Annotated in this window: 23 protein-coding genes; 1 reads left to right on the forward strand and 22 read right to left on the reverse strand. The window is 63.9% G+C overall.

From position 1 onward, the window contains the following. Positions 1–22: 22 nt before the first annotated feature. From QXZ85_RS03850 to cyoA, 8 genes are all read right to left on the reverse strand, one after another. The gene (locus QXZ85_RS03850) at positions 23–1,177 is read right to left on the reverse strand and encodes a glycosyltransferase (protein ID WP_315700783.1); all 1,155 of its coding nucleotides are present in this window, start codon (positions 1,175–1,177) and stop codon (positions 23–25) included. 299 nt (positions 1,178–1,476) lie between these two features. Further along, the gene (locus QXZ85_RS03855) at positions 1,477–2,010 is read right to left on the reverse strand and encodes a response regulator transcription factor (protein WP_315766634.1); all 534 of its coding nucleotides are present in this window, start codon (positions 2,008–2,010) and stop codon (positions 1,477–1,479) included. Beyond that, positions 2,000–3,343, reverse strand: coding sequence for an ATP-binding protein (locus QXZ85_RS03860; RefSeq protein WP_315700785.1), 1,344 nt, complete (start codon positions 3,341–3,343; stop codon positions 2,000–2,002). The genes QXZ85_RS03855 and QXZ85_RS03860 overlap by 11 nt, the downstream gene beginning before the upstream one ends. A gap of 92 nt (positions 3,344–3,435) precedes the next feature. Continuing rightward, positions 3,436–4,194: an SURF1 family protein gene (locus QXZ85_RS03865; protein WP_409977544.1), complete on the reverse strand. Its 759-nt coding sequence runs from the start codon at positions 4,192–4,194 to the stop codon at positions 3,436–3,438. Positions 4,195–4,229: 35 nt separating this feature from the next. Then, complete coding sequence (cyoD, locus tag QXZ85_RS03870; protein ID WP_315700786.1) at positions 4,230–4,607, reverse strand: cytochrome o ubiquinol oxidase subunit IV; 378 nt, start codon at positions 4,605–4,607, stop codon at positions 4,230–4,232. Beyond that, on the reverse strand, positions 4,604–5,233 hold the full coding sequence (cyoC, locus tag QXZ85_RS03875; protein ID WP_315700787.1) for a cytochrome o ubiquinol oxidase subunit III: 630 nt from the start codon (positions 5,231–5,233) through the stop codon (positions 4,604–4,606). Before cyoC ends, cyoD begins: the two co-directional genes overlap by 4 nt. Beyond that, positions 5,230–7,239, reverse strand: a complete 2,010-nt coding sequence (gene cyoB, locus QXZ85_RS03880; protein WP_315744723.1) for a cytochrome o ubiquinol oxidase subunit I — start codon at positions 7,237–7,239, stop codon at positions 5,230–5,232. Before cyoB ends, cyoC begins: the two co-directional genes overlap by 4 nt. Positions 7,240–7,248: 9 nt before the next feature. Further along, positions 7,249–8,421 (reverse strand): ubiquinol oxidase subunit II, encoded by a 1,173-nt coding sequence (gene cyoA, locus QXZ85_RS03885; RefSeq protein ID WP_315700789.1) that lies wholly within the window; start codon positions 8,419–8,421, stop codon positions 7,249–7,251. A gap of 163 nt (positions 8,422–8,584) precedes the next feature. Here cyoA and QXZ85_RS03890 point away from each other — a divergent pair, with 163 nt between their 5' ends. Then, positions 8,585–9,892, forward strand: coding sequence for an MFS transporter (locus tag QXZ85_RS03890; protein ID WP_315700790.1), 1,308 nt, complete (start codon positions 8,585–8,587; stop codon positions 9,890–9,892). 15 nt (positions 9,893–9,907) lie between these two features. Here QXZ85_RS03890 and QXZ85_RS03895 read toward each other — a convergent pair whose 3' ends face one another. From QXZ85_RS03895 to QXZ85_RS03960, 14 genes are all read right to left on the reverse strand, one after another. Beyond that, positions 9,908–11,275 (reverse strand): ATP-binding protein, encoded by a 1,368-nt coding sequence (locus QXZ85_RS03895; RefSeq protein ID WP_315700791.1) that lies wholly within the window; start codon positions 11,273–11,275, stop codon positions 9,908–9,910. Beyond that, positions 11,250–12,704 carry a sigma-54 dependent transcriptional regulator gene (locus QXZ85_RS03900; RefSeq protein ID WP_315700792.1) on the reverse strand — a complete coding sequence of 485 codons (1,455 nt, stop codon included), beginning with the start codon at positions 12,702–12,704 and terminating at the stop codon, positions 11,250–11,252. Before QXZ85_RS03900 ends, QXZ85_RS03895 begins: the two co-directional genes overlap by 26 nt. A 19-nt stretch (positions 12,705–12,723) precedes the next feature. Continuing rightward, positions 12,724–13,764, reverse strand: a complete 1,041-nt coding sequence (gene hypE, locus QXZ85_RS03905; protein ID WP_315744715.1) for a hydrogenase expression/formation protein HypE — start codon at positions 13,762–13,764, stop codon at positions 12,724–12,726. After that, on the reverse strand, positions 13,761–14,888 hold the full coding sequence (gene hypD / locus QXZ85_RS03910; protein ID WP_316173382.1) for a hydrogenase formation protein HypD: 1,128 nt from the start codon (positions 14,886–14,888) through the stop codon (positions 13,761–13,763). The genes hypE and hypD overlap by 4 nt, the downstream gene beginning before the upstream one ends. After that, positions 14,885–15,118, reverse strand: coding sequence for a HypC/HybG/HupF family hydrogenase formation chaperone (locus tag QXZ85_RS03915; protein ID WP_315700795.1), 234 nt, complete (start codon positions 15,116–15,118; stop codon positions 14,885–14,887). The genes hypD and QXZ85_RS03915 overlap by 4 nt, the downstream gene beginning before the upstream one ends. Further along, on the reverse strand, positions 15,118–17,373 hold the full coding sequence (gene hypF, locus QXZ85_RS03920; protein WP_316173380.1) for a carbamoyltransferase HypF: 2,256 nt from the start codon (positions 17,371–17,373) through the stop codon (positions 15,118–15,120). Before hypF ends, QXZ85_RS03915 begins: the two co-directional genes overlap by 1 nt. A gap of 2 nt (positions 17,374–17,375) precedes the next feature. After that, positions 17,376–18,362 (reverse strand): hydrogenase nickel incorporation protein HypB, encoded by a 987-nt coding sequence (hypB, locus tag QXZ85_RS03925; RefSeq protein ID WP_315700797.1) that lies wholly within the window; start codon positions 18,360–18,362, stop codon positions 17,376–17,378. After that, positions 18,362–18,703 carry a hydrogenase maturation nickel metallochaperone HypA gene (hypA, locus tag QXZ85_RS03930; RefSeq protein ID WP_315700798.1) on the reverse strand — a complete coding sequence of 114 codons (342 nt, stop codon included), beginning with the start codon at positions 18,701–18,703 and terminating at the stop codon, positions 18,362–18,364. The genes hypB and hypA overlap by 1 nt, the downstream gene beginning before the upstream one ends. Then, positions 18,696–19,646: a hydrogenase assembly protein HupF gene (locus QXZ85_RS03935; protein ID WP_315762637.1), complete on the reverse strand. Its 951-nt coding sequence runs from the start codon at positions 19,644–19,646 to the stop codon at positions 18,696–18,698. Before QXZ85_RS03935 ends, hypA begins: the two co-directional genes overlap by 8 nt. 131 nt (positions 19,647–19,777) lie before the next feature. After that, the gene (gene hybE, locus QXZ85_RS03940; protein WP_315700800.1) at positions 19,778–20,296 is read right to left on the reverse strand and encodes a [NiFe]-hydrogenase assembly chaperone HybE; all 519 of its coding nucleotides are present in this window, start codon (positions 20,294–20,296) and stop codon (positions 19,778–19,780) included. Further along, positions 20,293–20,502: a rubredoxin gene (locus tag QXZ85_RS03945; protein WP_315700801.1), complete on the reverse strand. Its 210-nt coding sequence runs from the start codon at positions 20,500–20,502 to the stop codon at positions 20,293–20,295. The genes hybE and QXZ85_RS03945 overlap by 4 nt, the downstream gene beginning before the upstream one ends. Next, complete coding sequence (locus tag QXZ85_RS03950; RefSeq protein WP_315700802.1) at positions 20,499–21,362, reverse strand: hydrogenase expression/formation protein; 864 nt, start codon at positions 21,360–21,362, stop codon at positions 20,499–20,501. The genes QXZ85_RS03945 and QXZ85_RS03950 overlap by 4 nt, the downstream gene beginning before the upstream one ends. Continuing rightward, on the reverse strand, positions 21,359–21,820 hold the full coding sequence (locus QXZ85_RS03955; RefSeq protein WP_315700803.1) for a hydrogenase accessory protein: 462 nt from the start codon (positions 21,818–21,820) through the stop codon (positions 21,359–21,361). The genes QXZ85_RS03950 and QXZ85_RS03955 overlap by 4 nt, the downstream gene beginning before the upstream one ends. 216 nt (positions 21,821–22,036) lie before the next feature. Then, positions 22,037–22,327, reverse strand: coding sequence for a HypC/HybG/HupF family hydrogenase formation chaperone (locus QXZ85_RS03960; RefSeq protein WP_315700804.1), 291 nt, complete (start codon positions 22,325–22,327; stop codon positions 22,037–22,039).

Genomic DNA, 22,327 nt, shown 5'->3' on the forward strand with positions numbered 1-22,327 from the left:
TGGTCTCACCCCAACGGTCCCGTTACGCGATCAGCCGCGCTGCCTGGCTCTGATCCCCCCCATGCAGGCGTTCGAACTCTTCGTTCACGGCCGCAACGAACTGGCTGCGGAACCGCTCGGCAGAGAAGAAGGCCGCCCGCTGGCGACAGTCGAGCCGCGAGATCGACCGTTCCTTGGCGACGAACGACAGCACGCATGCGGCGATCGACTGCGGATCGGCCGCCTCGAAGAACATTCCGGTCGGCCGCGGTCCGCCGGCCAGGATCGACTCGCGCGCGCCGCCGCGGCCTAAAGCCAGCACGGGCGCGCCTTCGGACTGCGCCTCGACGAGAACGATGCCGAAATCCTCCTCCGCCGCGAACACGAATGCCCGCGCGGTCGCCATCAGGTCACGCAGCTGTTTGTCGGGGACAAAGCCGACGAACTTGATGTTCGGCCCGGCAATCGCCTTGAGCCGATCAGCTTCCGGGCCGTCGCCGGCGACGATCAGCTCCAGATCCGGCAGCCCGTTGAAGGCGTGCACGATCGGCTCGATGCGCTTGTAGGGGACGAGCCGGCTGGCGGCTAGGAAGTGATTGCCCACGGGAAGGATGACATCGCGATTGGCCAGCGATACCGGCGGATAGATCACCTTGGCCTCGCGCCCATAGATCTTCTTGATCCGGCGGGCGACGAATTGCGAATTCGTGAAGATCGCATCGGGACCATGCGCGGTGCGTGCGTCCCAGATCCGCATCCGGTGCAGGAGCATGCGCGCCATCGCGCCTTTCAGGCCGGTCGCGTAGCCGCTTTCGTTCAGATAGACGTGCTGCAGATCCCAAGCATATCGCATCGGCGAATGCACATAGGCGACATGCAGCTGCTCCGGTCCGGTGAGCACGCCCTTGGCGACGGCGCAACTGCTCGAAATGACGAGATCGTAGCTCGACAGGTCGAACTGCTCGATCGCAAGCGGCATCAGCGGCAGATAGGAGCGGTGGCGCTTGTGCAGAAACGGCATCTTCTGCAGGAAGCTGGTGTGGGACGTCTCGAACCCCAGCTTGCGCCGGTCTTCGGGACGAAGAAGATCGAACAGCGTGAAGACGTCCGCATTCGGATAGCAGCGCAGGATTTCGCGCAGGACCTGCTCGGCGCCGCCCAGGACGTACAGCCAATCGTGAACTATAGCGACGCGCATCGGGACCTCCGAGTCCAGGGCAATTTAATGAAACCCTTAAGGGAGGTATCGACGCGCACAACCCGATCCTAAATTCCTAGTTAATCGCTGTTCGCTTCACGCCCGCTGTTTTTGGGTTAACAGGTAAGGAAGCGGAAAGGACACGCGCAGGAAAGTCCGCGTCATGCCGGAACATCTTTGCGTGCACCGAGCACAGATACGCGCGGGTCCTGTTCTGGCACACGTGCTGATCGTAGAATTTTTAGATTAACAGGCCATTGCCTGGATCAGATCCGCAGCCCTGGTCGTCAGACGGGCGCCTACCTGACCTGCCGCTTCTCGAGCTTGCGGGCCAAGGTACGGCGATGCATGCCGAGCCGCCGCGCGGTCTCCGAGATGTTGAAGTCGGTCTCGATCAGGGTCTGATGGATCCGCTCCCATTCCAGCGTTTTGATCGAGGTCGACCGGTCGGCGAGCGCGACCTGCGGATTGCCCTGCGCCTTGCGAAACGCGTCCTCGATGTCATCGGTATTGGACGGTTTTGCCAGGTAATGGCAGGCCCCGAGCTTGATGGCTTCCACGGCCGTAGCTATGCTGGCATAGCCGGTCAGCACGACGATCAGCATCTGCGGATCATGCGTATGCAACGTCTCGACGCAGACGAGGCCCGATGCGCCGCCGAGCTTGAGATCGACCACGGCGTAACCGGGCGACTTCACTTTCAGGATCTCGCCGACTTCATCGCAAGACACGGCAACCACGACGTCGTAGCCGCGCCGCTCGAAGGAGCGCTTCAAAGTGCGCGCAAAACCCTCATCGTCCTCGACGATGAGCAGGGATCGGTCACTCTCCACCGCATTCTCCAATCGCAAGCATCGACAGCGGCAATGACAATCGCACCGTCGCGCCACGCCCCCGATGGTTCCAGGCCGAAACGACACCGCCAAGCTTGCGGATCACGTTGACCACCAGGAACAGGCCGAGACCGCCGCCCGGCCGTCCTTTGCTGCTTTGATACGGCCGGCCGAGTTGCGCGAGAATGGCACGGTCGAAGCCGGGGCCGCGGTCGCTGATGCTCAGAAGCAGCATGTCGCCGTCACGTTCGACGACAAGCTCTACCCAATCGCGCGAAACTTCGTAGGCGTTGTCAAGCACGTTCACGATCGCCTGCTTCAGCGCGACGTCGGAGACGATCGCGAGGTCATCGCCAAACTCGTTCCGGAAGATCAGATTGCGGGCCGAGCGCGCGGTGCGCCACTCGTCGACCAGGGCGGCGAGAAAGCGCTTCAGCGTGGTCGGCGCAGATCCCTCGCCGCGCGCCTGCCCGGCCGATACCAGGATGTCCGTGACGATGGATTTGCAGCGCTGCACCGAGGCTTCCATCTCGGCGAAATCGTCCGCGATCGCGGGATCGGAGGCGATCGCCGGCATACGCCGCCAGTCGTTCAGAATCACGGACAGCGAGGCGAGCGGCGTGCCGAGTTCGTGCGCCGCGCCCGAGGCCAGCAGGCCCATCCGGATGATGTGATCCTGCTCGGCGGCATGTTGGCGCAAGGCGGCAAGCTTGGCATCGCGCTCGCGGAGGTTCCGGTTGATACGGGTCACGAATACGACGAGCAGAACGGCGTCGAGCACGAAGCCGACGAAGGTGCCTGTGACATACAGGCTGAAGACCTCGCTGGCGCTGTGGTGCGGCAGCTGCAACGGCCGATAGGAGACGACGAGCCAGATGAAGCTGACGCATGTCAGCGCGACCAGAGACCAGCTCGAACGTGCGTCGAGCAGCACCGCACCGAGCGTCACCTGGAGCAGATAGAGGCAGGTGAACGGATTAGAGGCGCCGCCGGCAAGATGCAGTTCGGCCGTCAACGCCACAACGTCGAGCATCAGCGCGATCAGGAGATCGCGGTTGTTGACGTCGTCACGGTATCTGAGCCAGGTCTCGCTGATCACATTCAACGCAATCAGCGCGCAGATCACGGCCGCCATCGGTGCAAGCGGCAAGCTGATATCGAACCACCAGGTGACGAACGTGATGGTGGCGATCTGTCCGGCCACCGCGGTCCAGCGCAGCTGAATCAGCAGCGCCATGTTCTTGCGGTTGGTCGTATCCGCGGCCGGCAGCGGCGAACCGAGCGCCTCGGTGGCATTGGCTGCGACCGGCAAGGTCGCGGCTTCGTTCCTCATGGCAAGTCCCGAGATCTCATCGTGTCGACTGCGCATCAACCTCAAAGCTTGGCCTATCAGAAGACCTTCAGCTTGTCCCGGCGGCATTGCCGCTAAGTTGCCTCCTGCGGACGGCGGCCGGGCGACCGGCGCAACTGGACAAGGCGGTGCAGTCCAGCCCCCGCCAGCATGGTTGCCAAGCTAAACCAGGTCAGCGCGTAGACCAGGTGATTGTTCGGAAAGGAGATCACGGTCAAGCCGCCCCGCGGCCAACCGCCCGGATTTGGGGTCGCATCGGCGTCGATGAAGAACGGCGCAACCTGCGGCAGGCCCCGCGCCGCCGCGATCGCCCCGACGTCACGTGAATACCAGCGGTTGGTAGCCGGATCATTCTTGCGCAGGAAGCCCCCGCCCGGTTCCGAGATCCGCAGCAGCCCGGTCACCGCGACGGGTTCCATCGGGTTCCCTTCCGCTCGCGTCGCGGGATTGCGACGGTCTACTGGGACGAAGCCGCGGTTGATCAGCACGATCGTGTGATCGGTTGTCTCGAGAGGTGTGACGACCCAATAGCCCGGGCCCTCGACGGTCAGGGCCTGCACCAACGTCTCGCGATCATTCAGGAAGCGGCCGCTGGCGATAACCCGGCGGTATTCGTCCTCACTGCGATTGACTGCCGACCACGATGCCAGGCCGGGCATTGGCACCGCCGCGGCATGGACGCGCTGTTCGACCCGGTCGATGAGATCGAGCTTCCAGACGCGCCGCTCCAGCTGCCAGACACCGAGCGCCAGCAGCACCGCAACGCAAACGCCCCACGCGAGCCCGAGCAACAGGGACGACAGCCGGCGCGCGTTGCGGCGCTCACAATCGATCCCCTCGTGCTCGGCCCCCTCCGTGGGAGGCTCTGTCACGGCGATGGGCTCATCTCGTGTACGGGCATCATGTTGGTGGTCAAATGGTGCATGACCCACAATGAACCGCTCAGGGCGATCACCACCACGATGATCGTGAAGATCAGCGCCATCATGGTCCAGCCGCCTTCCGCGCGCGAGTTCATGTGCAGGAAGTAGACCATATGGACCACGACCTGCACAGCCGCCAGCGCCATGATGACGAGCGCAGCCACCTGCTTGTCGAGCGTTCCGCTCATCACCAGCCAGAACGGCAGCGCGGTCAGGACGACCGAAGCTGCAAAGCCGATCCACAGATCGGACCGGGTGCCGTGGCTGTGGTCCCCGGCATCCGCGCCGTGGATGTGGGCTTGGGCGTGGACATCCGTGCTCATCGCAGCATTCCCATGAGATAGACGACGGTGAAGACGCCGATCCAGATGACGTCGAGGAAGTGCCAGAACATGCTCAGGCAGAACAGCCGGCGGCGGTTGGCCTCGATCAGACCATGGGTCCGGACCTGCACCATCAGGGTCACCAGCCAGATCAGGCCAAAGGTGACGTGCAGGCCGTGGGTGCCAACCAGGGTGAAGAATGACGACAGGAAGGCGCTGCGCTGGGGCGTCGCGCCTTCATGGATCATGTGCGCGAACTCGGACAGCTCGATGCCGAGGAAGCCGAGACCGAACAGGCCGGTCACCACCAGCCAAGCCTGCATCGCGCCGGCGCGCGACTGTCCCATGGCGAGCATGGCAAGACCATAGGTGAGCGACGACAGCAGCAGGAACGTGGTGTTGACCGCGACCAGCGACAGGTCGAACAGATCCTTCGGCGCCGGACCCGCGGCATATTTGCCGCCGAGCACGCCGTAGACCGCGAACAGCATCGCGAAGATGAGACAGTCGCTCATCAGATAGATCCAGAAGCCCAGCATGGTGCTGTGGCCTTCCGGATGCTCGTGCTCGTCGACGACGTAGAAGACCGGCTCGCCGGCCTTCATCGATCCCATCGCAATGGTCATGCCTTCCCTCCTGCCGCGAGCAGCTCGGTCCGTGCACGCTCGGTGCGCACGACCTCGTCGGCGGCGATATGGAAACTCTGATGATAGTTGAAGGTGTGGCGGATCGCGACCGCAAGCAGCGCAACGAAGCTCACCGCCGCCAGCCACCAGATGTACCAGATCAAGCCGAACGCCATCGCGGTCGCAAGCCCCGCCAGGATCACGCCAGTGCCGGTGTTGCTCGGCATGTGGATCGCCTTGAAGCCGGCCAAGGGCCGCGCGTAGCCGCGACGCTTCATGTCCCACCAGGCATCGTTGTCATGCACCATGGGCGTGAAGGCGAAGTTGTAGGCCGGCGGCGGCGAGGAGGTCGCCCACTCCAAGGTGCGGGCGTCCCAGGGATCGCCGGTGACGTCAGCAAGCTCCTTGCGGCGGAGAATGCTGACCGCGATCTGGACCAGGAAGCAGCCGATGCCGCAGGCGATCAAAAGCGCACCGATGCCGGCGATGACGAACCAGATCTGCAACGACGGATCATCGAACACGCGCAGCCGCCGCGTCACGCCCATCAGCCCCAGCACATAGAGCGGCATGAAGGCGAAGTAGAAGCCGACCACCCAGAACCAGAACGACATCTTGCCCCAGAACGGATCCAGCTTGAAGCCGAACGCCTTCGGGAACCAGTAGGCGATGGCGGCAAACACGCCGAACACCACGCCGCCGATGATCACGTTGTGGAAATGCGCGATCAGAAACAGGCTGTTGTGCAGCACGAAGTCCGCCGGCGGCACCGCGAGCAGCACGCCGGTCATGCCGCCGATCACGAAGGTCAGCATGAAGGCGACCGTCCACATCATCGGCAGTTCGAAGCGGATTCGCCCCCGGTACATCGTGAACAGCCAATTGAACATCTTCGCCCCCGTCGGGATCGAGATGATCATGGTGGTGATGCCGAAGAACGAGTTGACGCTCGCCCCCGAGCCCATCGTGAAGAAATGGTGCAGCCACACCAGGTAGGACAGGACGGTGATGACGACGCTGGCGTAGACCATCGAGGTGTAGCCGAACAGGCGTTTGCCGGAGAAGGTCGCGGTCACCTCAGAGAACACGCCGAAGACCGGCAGCACGAGGATGTAGACCTCCGGATGGCCCCAGATCCAGATGAGGTTCACGTACATCATCGGATCGCCACCGAAATCGTTGGTGAAGAAATTGGTGCCGACGTAGCGGTCCAGCGACAGCAGCGCGAGAACCGCGGTCAAGACCGGGAAGGAGGCGACGATCAGCACGTTGGTGCAGAGCGAGGTCCAGGTGAACACCGGCATCTTCATCATGGTCATGCCGGGCGCACGCATCTTCACGATGGTGCAGATCAGGTTGATGCCCGACAGCGTCGTGCCGACGCCCGCCACCTGCAGCCCCCAGATGTAGTAATCGACGCCGACGTCTGGACTATAGGCAAGATTCGACAGCGGCGGATAAGCGAGCCAGCCGGTGCGCGCGAACTCGCCGATGAACAGCGAGGCCATCACCAGCACCGCGCCGCCGACCGTCATCCAGAAGCTGAAATTGTTCAGGAACGGGAACGACACGTCGCGGGCCCCGATCTGCAGCGGCACCACGAAGTTCATCAGCCCGGTGACCAGCGGCATCGCCACGAAGAAGATCATGATGACGCCATGCGCCGTGAAGACCTGATCGTAGTGATGGGCCGGCAGGAAACCGTCCGAGCCGTTGAAGGCCATCGCCTGCTGCATGCGCATCATCAGCGCATCTGCAAAGCCGCGCAGCAGCATGACGATGCCGAGCACCATGTACATGATACCGATGCGCTTATGGTCGACGCTGGTGAACCATTCGCGCCACAGATAGGCCCAGAGCCGGAAATAGGTGATGGCGCCGAGCAGCGCGATGCCGCCGAGCGCGACCACCGCGAAGGTGCCGACGATGATCGGCTCGTGCAGCGGCAGCGACTCCAGCGTGAGCCGTCCGAAGATCAACCTGGTGAGATCGTGGGTGTCAAACATGGCTCTATCTCACGAATCCGATCTGGAGCTGCGGCCGAAGATGAAGGAGGTCGAAGACTTCAACGCGAAACCGGGACGCGCCAATCCGCTGCCGCGCAACGGCGTCGCATCGCGCGGCGCGGGAACGATGATCGAGGCGTCCGACATCCGGCTGATCTGGTCGCCGGGCAGACAGACCCCGCCCGTGATATAGCTGGGCTCGGGACCGAACACGGCGCCGCGCGCGGCGAACTTGTCGTAGGTCAGCGGCAGCGTGTTCCGGATGCCGGCAAGGCCCATGCCGCCCTTGGCGTCGATCGCCATCATCTCACTGGTGCACATCTTGCCGGTCTCGACGCACATGTTGAGGATCGCCGGGAACAGCTCCTCGTCCACCGGCGCGTAGAAGCGGACCGGCTCGTTCTCGCTGGGGCGCTCAAGCGCGAGATACTCCTGCCGGCCGAGCCGGCTGTTGGCCGACTTCGCTTTGGCGATCCATTTGTCAAAATCGGCATCGGCCAGCGCCTGGAAGGTGAAGCGCATGTGCGAGAAGCCGGCGCCGGAATAGTTGGCGGAGAAGCCGCGATAGCTGCCGGGCGCATTGATCACCGCGTTCAGCCGCGTCTGCATGCCCGGCATCGCGTAGATCTGGCCGGCGAGCGCGGGAATGTAGAATGAGTTCATCACCGAAGAGGCCGTGATCTTGAAATCGAGCGGCCGGTTGACGGGTGCAGCAAGCTCGTTGAGGCTGGCGACGCCATATTCCGGGTAGATGAACAGCCACTTCCAGTCGAGCGCGACGACATCGACCTCCAGCGGCCTGTTGTCCGGGCTCGCCGGACGATCCGAGGCGATGCGCCCGAGCGTCCGGTAGGGATCGAGCAGATGCGTGCCCATCCAGGTCACGGCGCCAAGGCAGATGATGATCAGAAGCGGCGCCGCCCAGATCATCAACTCGAGTTGAGTGGAGTGATCCCACTCCGGCGTGTACGTAGCCGACGTATTCGACTGCCGGTAGCGCCAGGCGATCACGGCGGTCGCCACCATGACGGGCACCACGATCAACAGCATCAGGACGGTGGCGATAACAACGAGGTCGCGCTGTTGCGCGGCCACGTCGCCAGCCGGCGACAGGACCACGAAATCACACCCGCCAAGAGCGAGACCAAGCGGCAATAAAGCCAAGAGTTTCAGATGACGCACGCTTAACCCCATCAAGCGACGGATTTTTTCCGGCGGAGAGGTAGCGATGCTGCAGCGCATCCAACATTGGACAATTTGTCCAATACCGAGCCCGCGACAGCGCGGCCAAACACAAGCAGGGCTCAAGGCCCGACAGGATCACTTAAGGTAGACTGGAATCGTGATGACACATGCGGCGGCAACGGCTGATGCGATCCCCGGCGCTTCCCACGGCCACGAAGCCCATCCGGGCGAGATCGCCATCGGCGTCATCATCGGGCGCACGTCCGAATTCTTTGACTTCTTCGTCTATGCCATCGCCTCGGTGATCGTGTTCCCGCGGCTGGTGTTTCCGTTCGCCGACGATTTGCACCAGACCCTTTATTCTTTCGCGCTATTTGCACTCGCCTTCATCGCCCGCCCCTTCGGCAGCGTGATCTTCATGGCGATCGACCGCCGCCACGGCAAGAATGCCAAGCTGATCACCGCGCTGGTCCTGCTCGGGACCTCGACGGTCGCGATCGCCTTCCTGCCGAGCTATTACACGATCGGCGCCTCGGCGATCTGGCTGCTGGCACTGGCGCGCATCGGCCAGGGTCTGTCCTGGGGCGGCAGCTGGGATGGCATGGCCTCGCTGCTCGCCATGAACGCGCCGGAAAACCAGCGCGGCTGGTATGCGATGATCCCGCAGCTCGGCGCACCGCTCGGCCTGATCGTCGCCAGCACGCTGTTTGCGTTCTTCGCCGGCTATCTGTCCGCCGCAGACTTCTTCGACTGGGGCTGGCGCTATCCGTTCTTCGTGGCCTTCGCGATCAACGTGGTCGCGCTGTTTGCCCGGCTGCGCATGGTGGCGACGCCTGAATATGCCGAGCTGTTCGAGAGCCGTGAGCTGCAGCCGGCCCGCATCTCCAACACCATTCGTCACGAGGGCCGCAACATCGTCATCGGCGCATTCGCACCGCTGGCGAGCTTCGCGCTGTTTCATATGGTGACGGTGTTTCCGCTTTCGTGGGTGTTCCTGTTCACGCGGGAGAGCCCGACGCGCTTCCTCGTGATCGAGACCGTCGGCGCAGTGTTTGGCGTGATCGCGATCGTGGCCTCCGGCCTCTTGGCCGACCGGATCGGACGCAAGCCGCTGCTGATGGGCTCGGCGATTGCAATCGCCGTGTTCTCCGGCTTTGCCCCACAACTGCTCGACGCCGGCGCAATCGGCGAGACGACCTACATGGTGCTCGGCTTCGTCCTGCTCGGGCTGTCGTTCGGGCAATCCTCAGGCGCGATCGCCTCCAACTTCGCCCGCGCCTATCGCTACACCGCCTCGGCGCTGACTTCCGATCTTGCCTGGCTGTTCGGCGCGGGATTTGCCCCGCTCGCGGCGCTGCTGCTGGCCGCCAATTTCGGGCTGATGTCGGCCGGCGCCTATCTGCTGTCCGGCGCGATCTGGACCGTGCTGGCGCTGTGGCTCAGCGGGCCGCAGCAGATCCAGCGCTAGAGCGGCGATCGGTCATCAGGCCGCGGGCAGTGCGAAGGAAAACGTTGCGCCGCCCTCGGGCGCGTTGCCGGCAATGAGTTCGCCGCCGTGCTCGCGCACGATGCCATAGCTGATCCAGAGCCCGAGGCCCGTTCCCTCGCCGACCCGCTTGGTGGTGAAGAACGGCTCGAAGACGTGGCTCAAGTGATCCTGGTCGATGCCGGGGCCGTTGTCGGAGACCCTGAACAGGATCTCATTGCCCTCGCGCTGGGCCGATACTATGAGCCGCGGCACCTCCGTCGTACGCATCGCATGGATCGCGTTCTCGACCAGGTTGACGATCACCTGATGCAACTGGCCTTCATTGCCCGAGATCCAGAGATCCGGCCCGACTTCGATCTGAACATCCAGATGCCGCTGCTTGGTCCGAACCGCCCACAGCACTGCGGTATTGATAAGCCGCTCGATGTTGACCCGCTCGACCTCGCCGATCTTGGAAAATGACAGCCGGCGCAGGTTCTTGACGATTTCGCTGATGCGGACTGCGCCCTCCAGGGTGCCCTCAATCAGCGAGCCGAAATCCTCCAGGATGGCATCGATGCGAAGCTCGCTCTTCAGCTGGGCAACCTCGGGAGCGATCGGCTGCTCGTGAATCGCATCGAGATAGGTGACGAGCGCCGTCCGATAGCGCATCAAGGTATGGATGTTGCCGTAGACGAAGCTGATCGGATTGTTCAGCTCATGCGCGACGCCGGCGACGAGCCGGCCGAGGCTCGCCATCTTCTCCTGCTCGACCAGCTGGCGCTGCGCCCGCTGGAGTTCCCGATGCGCCTTGTGGAGCGCCTCATAAGCGCGGCGGAGCTCGCCGATCGGGCGACCGGTCAGCACGACGCCGATAAAGCGGCCGCGATGATCATGCCGGGGCGAGCTGTTGATGGCGAACAGATCGGAACTGCCCTGCTCGTTGAGGAAGCGCAGCTCGCTGTCGACCACCTCCGCCGCACCGCGCGGCTTCAGCAGCGGCGGCAGCTTGGTCCTGTCGCCGGCATCGATCACATCGGCGACGTTGCCGCCGACGATCTCCTGCATGGCGCGGCCAGTGGTCTGCTGAAACGCTGAATTTGCCTGCTGCACCGTGCCGCCGGCATCGCAGACCACCAGGATGTCGGACACCGATTCGATCACATTGGTGACGAAGGCCTGCGCCTCTTCGAGCTCGGCGTTCTTGTGCTCGAGATCGACCTCGTAGCGGAGGAGATCGGAATAGACCTCGTCCATCTTGCGGATCACTTCGATCCACACCCCTTCGCGCTCGCTGTCGAACTCAAGCGAGCCACGGCCGGCGATCAGCTTCAACAGGGTTTCTGACCCCGGCATCTCAGGAGAGGACGTGGCCTTTGCCATTTTTTCTCAAATCATATCGGGACAATTTATTGCGTAAGCCCACGCGCGACAGGCCGAGCTCGTTCGCGACCCGGCTGATATTCCCCTCGTATTTCTCAAGATAGCTGACGATGACCGTCTTTTCGAGATCTTCCACCTTGTCCTTGAGGGTCGCTGAGCCGTTGAGCTTGCCATTGGCCGCCGAAGCTACACGGCGCGCGCTGCGGCGTCCGGCGAAGGGCGGACAGCGCAGCTCGTCGGCATCGGCCAACACGGCCATGCGCTGGATCTCATTCTGCAGCTCGCGCACATTGCCGGGCCAGTGATATCTGGAGAACTCCTCCAGCACCGATGACACGAAGCGCAGATGCGGCCGGTTGAACGAGGTCTTGACTGCCGACAAGACCCCTTCGGCAATCAACGGAATGTCCATGGGGCGGTCGCGCAGCGCCGGCATATGCACGGGAAACGCCGCAAGCCGGTAGTAAAGATCACGACGGAAGCGGCCAGCCTCGACCTCGGCTTCCAGATCGCGATTGGTGGCGGCGACGACGCGGACATCGACCTTGCGCACCCGCTGCGCGCCTAATGGCCTGATCTCGCTCTCCTGCAGCACGCGCAGCAGCTTCACCTGAAAGGCGGGCGAGGTCTCCCCGATCTCATCGAGGAAGATGGTGCCGCCATCGGCGACCTCGAACAAGCCGATACGATCCTGATAAGCGCCGGTGAACGCACCCTTCTTGCAGCCGAACAATTCGCTCTCCAGCAGTTCGTCCGGCAGAGCACCGCAATTCTGGATCACAAAGGCCTTGGTTGCGCGCGCGGAGCCATAGTGGATGGCGCGCGCCAGGAGCTCCTTGCCGGTTCCGGACTCGCCGGTGATCAGCACCGAGATGTCGTAATCCGCCGCGCGCCGGCCGAGCTCGATCACGCCGCGCATGGGACTGTCAGGCGCGTGCAGGATGCGCTCGAAATCATAGAGCTGCTTGGCGGCGCCGCGCTTGACCGAGACCACCTTCTTGACATGCGCAGGCCGCGCCTTGACGTCGACGCCGGCGGTCTCGGTCTCCTTCTGCAGCCGATAGAGCTGGACGGCCTCGCGGACGATCTCGATCAGTCGCTCCGGCTGCCAGGGCTTGGTGATGTATTGATAGATGCCGGCCTCGTTCAGGCCGGCAATGATGTCTTCCGAATCCGAATAGCCGGAGATGATCATCCGGACCGGATCGGGCCACAACTCGCGAACACGCTTGAGGAAGCTGACGCCGGATTCCTGCGGCATGCGCTGGTCGCAGATCACGGCGTGCACGATCTCGCCTTCGAGCAGCTTCTCGGCATCTGCCGTGCTGCCGGCGCAGAGCACCTCGAAATCCTGATTGAGGACCCGTCGCAGCGCCTCCTGCGAGCGAACCTCGTCGTCGACGATCAGTATCGTCCCCTGCACGCTCATCGCCTCAACAGATCCCTGCTCAACAAATCCTTGGCAACTGCTCGCCAGACAGCCAGTCGACAATCCGCCCGCCGCCAAAGCTCGTCGCCATCTGGACGAAGCGGTGGTCGTCAGCCACCGCCTCACCGACATCGGCAGCATCGCGACCGAGCGGATGCGCTCTCATGGCAGCCAGGACGGACGCCGCCACTTCCGGCGCGACCACCGCGACCAGCTTACCTTCGTTGGCGACATGCAACGGATCAAGCCCGAGCAGTTCGCAGGCGGCGGCCACGGCCGGCTTCACCGGGATAGCTTCCTCCTGCAAGCGGAAGCCAAGCCGCGATTGCTGGGCAATCTCGTTCATAGTCGCCGCAAGCCCACCACGAGTGGGATCGCGCATCAACCGGATGCCCTGCCCTCCCGCCGCGACCATGACATCGACGAGGTCGTGCAGTGCCGCAGAATCGGACACGATCTCGGTTTCGAAAGCGAGGTTCTGGCGTTTCGACATGATGGCGACGCCGTGATCGCCGAGGCTGCCCGACAGCAGCACGCGATCGCCCGGGCGCGCCTTGTCCGCGGACAGATCGAGACCATCGGGCAGCACGCCGACGCCCGCAGTGGAGATGAAGAGACCGTCGGCCTTGCCGCGCTCGACCACCTTGGTATCGCCGGTGATGATGGCAATGCCGGCGGACCGCGCCGCCTCGCCCATCGCATCGGCAATTCGCTTCAGATCGGAAAGGCCGAAGCCTTCCTCGATGATGAAGCTCGCCGAGAGATAAAGCGGCTTCGCACCCGCCATCGCGATGTCGTTGACCGTACCATGCACCGCGAGCGAGCCGATATTGCCGCCGGGAAAGAACAAGGGCGACACCACGTAGCCGTCAGTGGTCATCACCATGCGCCCGGGCCGCACGTCGAAGGCCGACTGATCGTTGCCCCGCGCCAGCCATTCATTGCCGAATGCCTCATGAAAGATGCCGGAGATGAGCTGTCCCATCGCCCGTCCACCGGCGCCATGCGACAGGTCGACACAGCCGTTCCTGAGATCGAGTCGGCGCTGCGGGGCGCTCATGATGCGAGCCTCCGCTGGTGGTCCCGGAAGCGGCCATAAGTCCAATGCGCAGCACACGCGCCCTCCGACGACACCATGCAGGAACCGATCGGGGTTTCCGGCGTGCAGGCGGAGCCGAACAGCTTGCAGTCGACCGGCTTCTTCAGCCCGCGCAGAATCGCCGGGCACTCGCAGGCGGAATTGTCGGCGACGATCTTCTCGCCCATCGCAAAGCGCAGCTCGGCGTCGAAGCGCGCGAAGGCCGGGCTCAACTTGAGTCCGCTATGCGGGATCGATCCCAAGCCCCGCCATTCGAACGAACCACGCAGCGCGAAGATCTCAGCCACATCGGCCTTGGCCCGCGGATTGCCGTCGCGAGCCACGGCGCGGCGATATTGGTTCTCCACCTCGTGGCGGCCGTCATTGACCTGCTCGACCAGCATCAGGATCGCCTGCATCATGTCAAGCGGCTCGAAACCCGCGATCACCACCGGCTTGCCATCCTCCTCGGCGAATGGCGCATAAGGCGCGGTGCCGATCACGGTCGACACATGCGCCGGGCCAACGAAGCCGTCGATCTCGACCGGATTCTCGCTATCCAGGATCGCGCGCATCGCCGGCGGGGTCAGCACGTGATTGCAGAACACGCTGAAGTTCGGCAGATCCTTCTTCGCAGCGAGCTTGAGCATGACTGCGGTCGGCGGCGTCGTAGTCTCGAAGCCGATGGCGAAGAACACGATTTCGCGGGCCGGATTGTCTTCTGCGATCCTGATCGCATCGAGGGTCGAATAGACCATGCGGATGTCGGCGCCACGCGCTTTCGCCCGTAGCAGCGAGGTGCCGCGCGAGCCGGGCACCCGCATCAGATCGCCGTAGACGCAAAGAATGACCTCGGGCCGCTCGGCAAGCTGGATCGCCATGTCGATACGTCCCGCCGGCAGCACGCAAACCGGGCAGCCGGGGCCATGGATCATGCGGACATTGGCGGGCAGCATGTCCTCGAGACCGTAGCGCGCGATCGCATGGGTGTGGCCGCCGCAGAACTCCATGAAGCGGTAAGACCTCTGCGGGTCCGCCTTGGCACGGATCGCGCGCGCCAGTCCTGTTGCAATCTCCTTGTCGCGAAACTCGTCGGCATATTTCATGGCTGCGCCTCCGCCTGTTCGCCGAACTGCCGGAGCAGATTGAGCGTCTCTTGAGCTTCCGCCGGATCGATCTTGGCCAGCGCATAGCCGACATGGAGGATGACGTAGTCGCCGACCGCGAGGTCCTCGACCAGCGCGACCGAGACCTCTTTGCTGACGCCGTCGATCGAGACGATCGCCATGTCGTCGGGCAAGAGCTTGATCACCTCAGCGGGAATGGCAAGGCACATCAGGTCGATCCTCCAAGATGCGATTGCGGGGCAAGCGTGAGCGCGGCGACCCAGGCCTGCCCCAGACTTAAACCACCGTCATTGGGCGGCAGCTGGCGTGGCCGCAGCGGATTCAATCTGGCGGCGCGGCAGCCATGCTCGATCTGCTCCACCAGGTGAGCATTCAGGAAACAGCCGCCGCTCAACACGATGTCGGAGACGTTCAGCCAACGCGCAGCGCCAACAACCCAATCAACGCAAGCGGCAGCGAAGGTGCCGTGGAAGAGGCCGGCGGCTTCGACCGCATCGCCGTCAGCGAGCAGGCGTTCAAACAAGGGCCTCAGCGACAGCACACGGTTGCGAATCTCCCAGCCGCCATCGAGCACCGAGGCTTTGCGTACCAGCGCTTCGAGCTTCATCGCCGCTTCGCCCTCGTAGCTCTGCACGGCACAAACACCGAGCAGCCCGGCCGCCGCATCGAAGAGCCGTCCGGCGCTGGTCGTCACCGGCACATCGGCCCGTTCGAGCAATGGCAGCAGATATTTCGCCTGCAGGTGAGCGGAAAACCGGCGCGGGATCTCGTTGCCCCGTCCGAGTCCATGCAACAGCGCCGCCGCCATCCGCCAGGGCTCCCGTGCTGCGCGATCGCCGCCCGGCATTTTCAGCGGGGCCAGATGGCCGATGCGGCGAAAGCCTGCGCCGTCACAGAGCAGCAGCTCGCCGCCCCAATTGCCGCCGTCCGAACCATAGCCGTAGCCGTCCAGCACCAGTGCAAGCGCAGGCCCAACGTGACCATGTTCGGCCAGCACGGACGCGGCATGGGCGTGGTGATGCTGTACAGCCATTGTCGGCCGCCCGCTGGCCTCGGCAAAGCGCGTCGAAGCCATGTCGGGATGCAGATCATGCGCGATCGCCACCGGCTCGACGTCGAGAACGCGGGTCTGATGATCGATCGTCTCTTCGAAAAAGCGGATAGCCGCTGCAGTATCGAGGTCGCCGATGTGCTGGGAGACGAAGGCCTCGTCGCCACGCGTCAAGGTCACGGTCGTTTTGAAATGCCCGCCCACCGCCAGGATCGGCGGCACCTTGCGCGCAAGCCGGATCGGCTCGGGCACATAGCCACGCGCGCGGCGGATGAATTGCGGCCGCCCCGCCACCACCGACAGCACGGAATCGTCGGCGCGGGTCACGACGGCGCGGTCATGGGTCACGACCAGATCGGCGATGCCGGCAAGCCGCTGTTCAGCCTCCATGTTGTCGATCAGGAGCGGATCGCCGCTGAGGTTGGCGCTGGTGCAGACGAGCGCCCAATGCGCCACTTCACCCGGCGCGTCGCGCAGGGCGAGCGCATGGAAGATCAGATGATGCAGCGGCGCCACCGGCAGCATCACTCCAATTCTATCGAGCCCCGGCGCGATCGATGGCGCCACAGCGTGACGCGACTTCAGCAGCACGATCGGTCGTGCGACGGATTGAAGCAAAGCCCGCTCGGTTGCATCGACCTCGGCGAACGCGACCGCCGTATCCGCTACTGCCACCATCACGGCGAATGGCTTCTGGTCGCGCTGCTTGCGTGATCTCAGTTGCCCCACCGTCGCTTCGTTGCGCGCATCGCAGAGCAGCTGATACCCGCCGAGCCCCTTAATCGCGACGATGCGGCCCTCCTCAAGCGCTGCGGCAATCTCGTCGAGGCCGTGGCTGAGTTGCGGCCCGCAGCACGGGCATGAGATCGCCTCGGCGTGAAAGCGCCGGCCGGCTGGATTCTCGTATTCGGCAGCGCAGGCCTCGCACAACGGAAACCGCTTCATCGCCGTGGTGGCGCGGTCGTAGGGCAGCCGTTCGGCAATGGTGAAGCGCGGACCGCAGTCGGTGCAGGTCACGAACGGATAGAGGTGGAAGCGGCTCTTGGGGTCGAACAGTTCGGCCAAGCATTGCGGACAAGTCGCGGCGTCCGGCGCGATCCGTGTCGCGATCTGTCCGCGTCCGCTCTCGCGAATTTGGAAGGCATCGCTTGCGGCAGGCGCGACGCGCTCCACCGAGATGTCGTCGATGCGCGCCAAAGGCGGCGTCTGGCGCGGCAAGGCTTCGACGAAATCGGCAGCGTTGTCGCCCTCGACCTCGATCAGGACTCCCTGCGGATCATTGGCGACGAAGCCGCCGAGCCGGTAGTGCTTCGCCAATCCATAGACATAGGGACGAAAGCCGACGCCCTGCACGGCGCCGCGAACGCGCAGCCGCAGCCTGGTGCCATGCTGTGCCTGGGCGCCGCCGTTCATGATCAGCCCGTAACTGCGCTCAGGGCGCGTGCCTCGATGTTTGCCCTGGCCTTTTCCGACTGCTTCCTGATCCAGGCGTAGAAGGTGGCAAAGCCTTCGCCGGTGCGCGCCGAGATCGTCAACACCTCGATCTTCGGATTGACGCGGCGGGCATATTCGATCGTCTGCGCCAGATCGAAATCGACCGCCGGCGCGAGATCGATCTTGTTGATCAGCATCAGCGCGGAGGCCGCGAACATATCGGGGTACTTCAGCGGCTTGTCCTCGCCCTCGGTCGTCGAGAACACCACGACCTTGCAGGCCTCCCCGAGGTCGAAGGCCGCCGGGCACACCAGATTGCCCACATTCTCGATGAACAGGATGCCGCCGCGCAAAGACGGCAGCTTGCGATAGGCCTCATCCACCATTGCCGCATCGAGATGACAGCCCTTGCCGGTATTGACCTGGACTGCCGGCACGCCGGTCGCACGGATGCGCTCGGCATCGTTGGAGGTCTGCTGATCGCCTTCGATGACGGCAACGGGCCGGCTCTGCTTCAGCTCGGAGACCGCGCGGACCAGCAGCGTGGTCTTGCCCGCCCCCGGGCTGGAAACGAAATTGAAGGCGAGTACCTCGTCGGCGGCAAAGCGGGCGCGATTATCGGAAGCGATGCCGTTGTTCTTGCCGAGAATGTCGCGCTCGATCTGAATGATGCGCGATGAGGAGAGACCCGCGATCTCCTGACCGGCCGGATTGGCGGCGCAGTCGATACGGTCGGCATCGCTGTGGTCATGATGATGATGGTCATCGTGAGCGTGATCATGGTGATGATGGCCGTGCCCGTGGTGGTGATGGTGGCCGTGATCACCATGGTCGTGGTCGTGATCATGTACATGATCACCATGGTGATGGTGGCCATGGGAATGATCATGATCGCCGTGATGATGGTGCCGGTCATCTCCGGCCTCGATGGAAGCCTTGCCCTCACTGCAGCCGCAAACCGTGCACATCACTCGACCTCCAATTCCCTGACCCGCATGTCTTCGCCGCCAGTGACCTGCAGCTGATAGCTGCCGCAGGACGGGCACGGTTCATAGCGCTGGGCGATCTCGACGCTTTGCGAGCAGTTGAGACACCAAGCAGTTCCAGGCTGCGCGATGATCTCGAGCGCGGCACCTTGCGCCACCGTCCGCGCAGTGACCGCTTCGAAGCAGAAACGCAATGCCTCCGGCGCGACATGACTGAGCGCCCCGATTTCGAGCCACACCGTCTTGACCTTCGAGAACGCGCCTTTGCGCGCCTCCTGCTCGACGATCTCAACGATGCCTTGGCACAGGGCCATCTCATGCATCGGCCAGCTCCCTGATGTCGAGGCGAACGCCGACGCACGCGTCGAAGGCGCTGACCAGCGCTTCGACGGTGTTGCGGCCGCAGGTGGAGATCATGGCACCGGTCAAACGCCTCACCACTGGCCCGCGCGGATGGAAATTCCATTCGGTCGGCGCCAGGAATTCGCAGTGAACAAGCCGGCCGGCATCGTCGAGTTCGACGGCGTGATAGAGTCGGCCTCGGGCGCATTCGACCGCCGCGGCGCCACGCCCGACGCCGAGCGCATAGTTCTCGATGCTACCGCGCTCGAATGTCTCATCATCGCCCTGCCCGTCCTCCAGCCAACGCAGGAGTAGGACGATTTCGGAGACCTTGGCCTGCAGCCGTTCCACCAGCGTCCCGTGCGAAGCAACACAGGCACTCCGAGCGTAGCGGGCCCAGACCCCGGTTTCGGGCACGCTTCCCTCAAGATCGGGATGCTCGGCGAACGAAGCGCCTTCGTCCAGCAGACGCGTCACGACGCCGAGATCGTTGTCCGCCGACAAGTAGCCTCGATCCGCGGGCATGTCCTGGTTCCATTCCCGGCTATGGGCGGCCGTCATGATCGATGCCAGCGGACGTCCCGGAACGATCCCCTCCGGCTCAAAGCATAAGCCGAGCGCCGCCAGCCCGCTCTTGATCTGTGACAAGGTTTCGACGCGAGCGCCATCTGCCGTTTCCACGACGAGAGACGACGCTGCCTGCAGCAGCGTACGGACCGCCGCGGCCATACGCCGGTCCTGCGCGAGACATTCCATCAGCAAACCGCGCAGCAGTTCGGCAAGCCGCTCGGCGAGGACGGCGTTGAGGCGGCGTTGGCGCGCCGGCGGGGCGAGATCGTGTCCTTGTGCTGCGTCCAGCGCGGAGAGAAATGCCACCTGATGCGCGGCAGCACACAATGAAAACAAACGCGGCAACGCCGCCAAGGCGATTTCCGCGGGCTTGGCTGCGAAAAGCCGGCCCAAAGGCGGGCGCCTTCTCGGCCCGATGTCGACCGCGGCGATCCGGCCGTCGGCGATCGACAGCGTCAGATCGATCTGATCGCGGACACCCAGGCTCACGGACGCCGCTCCGTCAACGTGCCACGGAGAAAGGCGCGGCGGTCGATCGCGCTCGCTTTCGGCTCGACGGCGGCCGGCGACCGCTCGTCACTGCTCATCATCAATTCGACCAGCGCCGCATGCGCCGCGGCACGTGCCGCGTCCATATCGGCGAACTCGAACATCGGCGAGAACAGCGAACAGCTCGCGATGAGCCCCAGCGGCGGGATTTCACTGACCGTGAACGGGATCGTGCCTGCGGGAAAGCTTATCTGCAGGACTGTGCCGGGAGGATCCACGGCGAGCCCGTCAGCAGGCGTGACCACATTCAAGAACCAGGGCGTGACGATGATGCCGACAATGTTGTCTTGTATCCGCTGGAATCCGATCGCCTCCACATCGAGCGCATCGTGATAGATCGGCAGCTCGCGCATGCTGCGCGCGCCGATGTCGCGATAGGCTGCAGCAAGGCGTTCGCCCCATGCGACCGGATCGTCAAGGGGAGCCCACCCTGGCTGTACCGCGACCGCGCTCATGACTCGACCGCCATGAATTTCGATTTCGGCGCGTCGCAGGTCGGACAGCGCCAGTCCTCCGGCAAGGCTGAGAATGGCGTGCCGGCGGGAATCTGCGCCACCGCATCGCCCTGCGCCGGATCATAGTGGGTCCAGCAGATGCCGCATTCCATGCTGACGTCGTCGGCGAGGCCGCTGGGAATGCCGAAATTCTCGAAGCCGCTCATGTGAAATAGGCCTCGATGATCTCCTTCAGCCGCTCGGCCGAATCCTCGAAATCCTCGTCAGCCGCAAGCGCCACCACCGGCACGCCGCCAACCTCCAGCGTGTCGAGGATGATCGTGTCCATCGCGTTGAAGAATTGCACGGACCACACATTGCGCACCCCGGTCGCCAGCACGCGGCAGGTCCCGTAACCGCGCGACACCAGCTGGATCGGCCCGTTCTTCAACGTGTCCTGCAGAAAACCCATGTCGGCCGGGCTCATCGGCAGCAGCGTAAAATTGATGGTCTGCGTGCGCATGCCGGGCTTCCAGGCGAGCGCACGCTCATGGATTTCGGCAAGCACCGGCAGCGCATTCATGATGCCCTCGGGCGGCGTCCCGATCTGAAAATCCGGCGCGGTCAGATCGGCCGCCGCGCGGGTCACGATTTCCGGCACCGGGCCGATCTCGATGTAGTCGAGCTGGCCATCCGCCTCAAAGCGCACGCGCCAGACTCCGGCCAGCACCGATTCCTGGATCTGCGCCAGCGATCCGTCGGGCAAAGCGACCAGACCGGCCACCTCGCCCTCGCCCAGCACGTCGTCGATCAGCTGCCGTTCCAGATCGTTGAGGCCTGCGAGCCGGAACAACTGGGTCGGTGCATCGCTGGTCTGGCGCGCAAGGCTTTCGGCGACCTGCGACAGCAGCGTGATCGCGTTCGGGCAGCTGCGTGCAAGCTCGGCGCTATCCAAGGTCGCAAGCTTCGCGAGCGCCCCCGCTGCGGTCAGGCCCTTATGCGTCGCATCCAGGCTCTCTTCCCCGATCGGAAAGATGTTGACCGGCTGCTCGGCCCCTTCCGGGGCAATCCAGAAACCTGCTTTCATCGCTCGGCACCTTGCGCGCTGTGGGTGGGAATGATGCTGGCGACGACGGTCGCCACGCCGGATGTCGGCCGGTCGATCAACCGCGAGATGCGCTCGACATAAACGGACCAGTCCTGAATCTTGGCGATCAGACCGAGCGTCGCGCCGCCGCGGCAGAAGATCAGGCTCGGTTGCACCCGCACGCCGAAGCGCTCGCCCAGCGCAGCCTCCGCGTCGCGCGCGATGACGGCTCCTTGCAGCCGGCCCTGAAACGCCGTGATCAGTTCGGGGAGCACGATGGCAACGTCGAGCGCTTCGGGGAAGCGCGCCGGATCGCCCGCGGACAACAGGACCGCGACGCTCCCAGCCCGATCGGTTGCGGCAAGAAATTCATCAATATTCGCGCCATCGACTTCGGGCAGCCCGCCTCGCCCGAGCCCACTCCGCCCATGCGCGCGACCGCGCTCCTGAAACTCCATTCGGCGCTCCTTCCTGTCCAGTTTCTCGTTGCCTCCCCAGCGGGTTAGCAATCGATGTGCCAGAGCGGCCCGATCGCGACGGACGCTCTAACCTATTGAAAATGAGAATAATTTCTATTGATCTGTCTCAAACCTTGCCAGCCGGAAAGCAGATTTCCGTATCGGACTGGAAAGATAATTTCCATATCGGACACTAAGTTACCGGCTGACGGCCAGCTATCGCAGATGCTCGGGCAATTCCGGCTCGCGATCGACCAGATCGGCGAAGAAGCGGTCGCAATCCTCGCCATTGAGCGCCGCCTGCAGCCCCTCGATGGCGTCGCCGATCAAGCGGGCCTCTTCGTCGCCGAGCAGGCGGACGGCATTGTCCAGATAGACCAGCACCTTCGCGCCGACCGGCGGATCGGACAGCAGCAGCACCGAGACCCGCCGCAGCTCATCGGCGTAGCGGCAGAGCGCCGACGTGCCGTCAGTCTCGACAATGGTCATCGGCAGGCCCAGGCACAT

The sequence above is a fragment of the Bradyrhizobium sp. SZCCHNGR1005 genome (assembly GCF_032489995.1).
Taxonomy (GTDB): Bacteria; Pseudomonadota; Alphaproteobacteria; order Rhizobiales; family Xanthobacteraceae; genus Bradyrhizobium.

Bases quoted from the DNA above. Each gene is read 5' to 3' on its own strand.
- QXZ85_RS03850 (WP_315700783.1), bottom strand. From the start codon at position 1,177: ATGCGCGTCGCTATAGTTCACGATTGGCTGTACGTCCTGGGCGGCGCC.
- QXZ85_RS03860 (WP_315700785.1), bottom strand. From the start codon at position 3,343: ATGAGGAACGAAGCCGCGACCTTGCCGGTCGCAGCCAATGCCACCGAG.
- cyoD (WP_315700786.1), bottom strand. From the start codon at position 4,607: ATGAGCACGGATGTCCACGCCCAAGCCCACATCCACGGCGCGGATGCC.
- cyoC (WP_315700787.1), bottom strand. From the start codon at position 5,233: ATGACCATTGCGATGGGATCGATGAAGGCCGGCGAGCCGGTCTTCTAC.
- cyoB (WP_315744723.1), bottom strand. From the start codon at position 7,239: ATGTTTGACACCCACGATCTCACCAGGTTGATCTTCGGACGGCTCACG.
- QXZ85_RS03890 (WP_315700790.1), top strand. From the start codon at position 8,585: ATGACACATGCGGCGGCAACGGCTGATGCGATCCCCGGCGCTTCCCAC.
- QXZ85_RS03895 (WP_315700791.1), bottom strand. From the start codon at position 11,275: ATGGCAAAGGCCACGTCCTCTCCTGAGATGCCGGGGTCAGAAACCCTG.
- QXZ85_RS03900 (WP_315700792.1), bottom strand. From the start codon at position 12,704: ATGAGCGTGCAGGGGACGATACTGATCGTCGACGACGAGGTTCGCTCG.
- hypE (WP_315744715.1), bottom strand. From the start codon at position 13,764: ATGAGCGCCCCGCAGCGCCGACTCGATCTCAGGAACGGCTGTGTCGAC.
- hypD (WP_316173382.1), bottom strand. From the start codon at position 14,888: ATGAAATATGCCGACGAGTTTCGCGACAAGGAGATTGCAACAGGACTG.
- QXZ85_RS03915 (WP_315700795.1), bottom strand. From the start codon at position 15,118: ATGTGCCTTGCCATTCCCGCTGAGGTGATCAAGCTCTTGCCCGACGAC.
- hypF (WP_316173380.1), bottom strand. From the start codon at position 17,373: ATGAACGGCGGCGCCCAGGCACAGCATGGCACCAGGCTGCGGCTGCGC.
- hypB (WP_315700797.1), bottom strand. From the start codon at position 18,362: ATGTGCACGGTTTGCGGCTGCAGTGAGGGCAAGGCTTCCATCGAGGCC.
- hypA (WP_315700798.1), bottom strand. From the start codon at position 18,703: ATGCATGAGATGGCCCTGTGCCAAGGCATCGTTGAGATCGTCGAGCAG.
- hybE (WP_315700800.1), bottom strand. From the start codon at position 20,296: ATGAGCGCGGTCGCGGTACAGCCAGGGTGGGCTCCCCTTGACGATCCG.
- QXZ85_RS03945 (WP_315700801.1), bottom strand. From the start codon at position 20,502: ATGAGCGGCTTCGAGAATTTCGGCATTCCCAGCGGCCTCGCCGACGAC.
- QXZ85_RS03950 (WP_315700802.1), bottom strand. From the start codon at position 21,362: ATGAAAGCAGGTTTCTGGATTGCCCCGGAAGGGGCCGAGCAGCCGGTC.
- QXZ85_RS03955 (WP_315700803.1), bottom strand. From the start codon at position 21,820: ATGGAGTTTCAGGAGCGCGGTCGCGCGCATGGGCGGAGTGGGCTCGGG.
- QXZ85_RS03960 (WP_315700804.1), bottom strand. From the start codon at position 22,327: ATGTGCCTGGGCCTGCCGATGACCATTGTCGAGACTGACGGCACGTCG.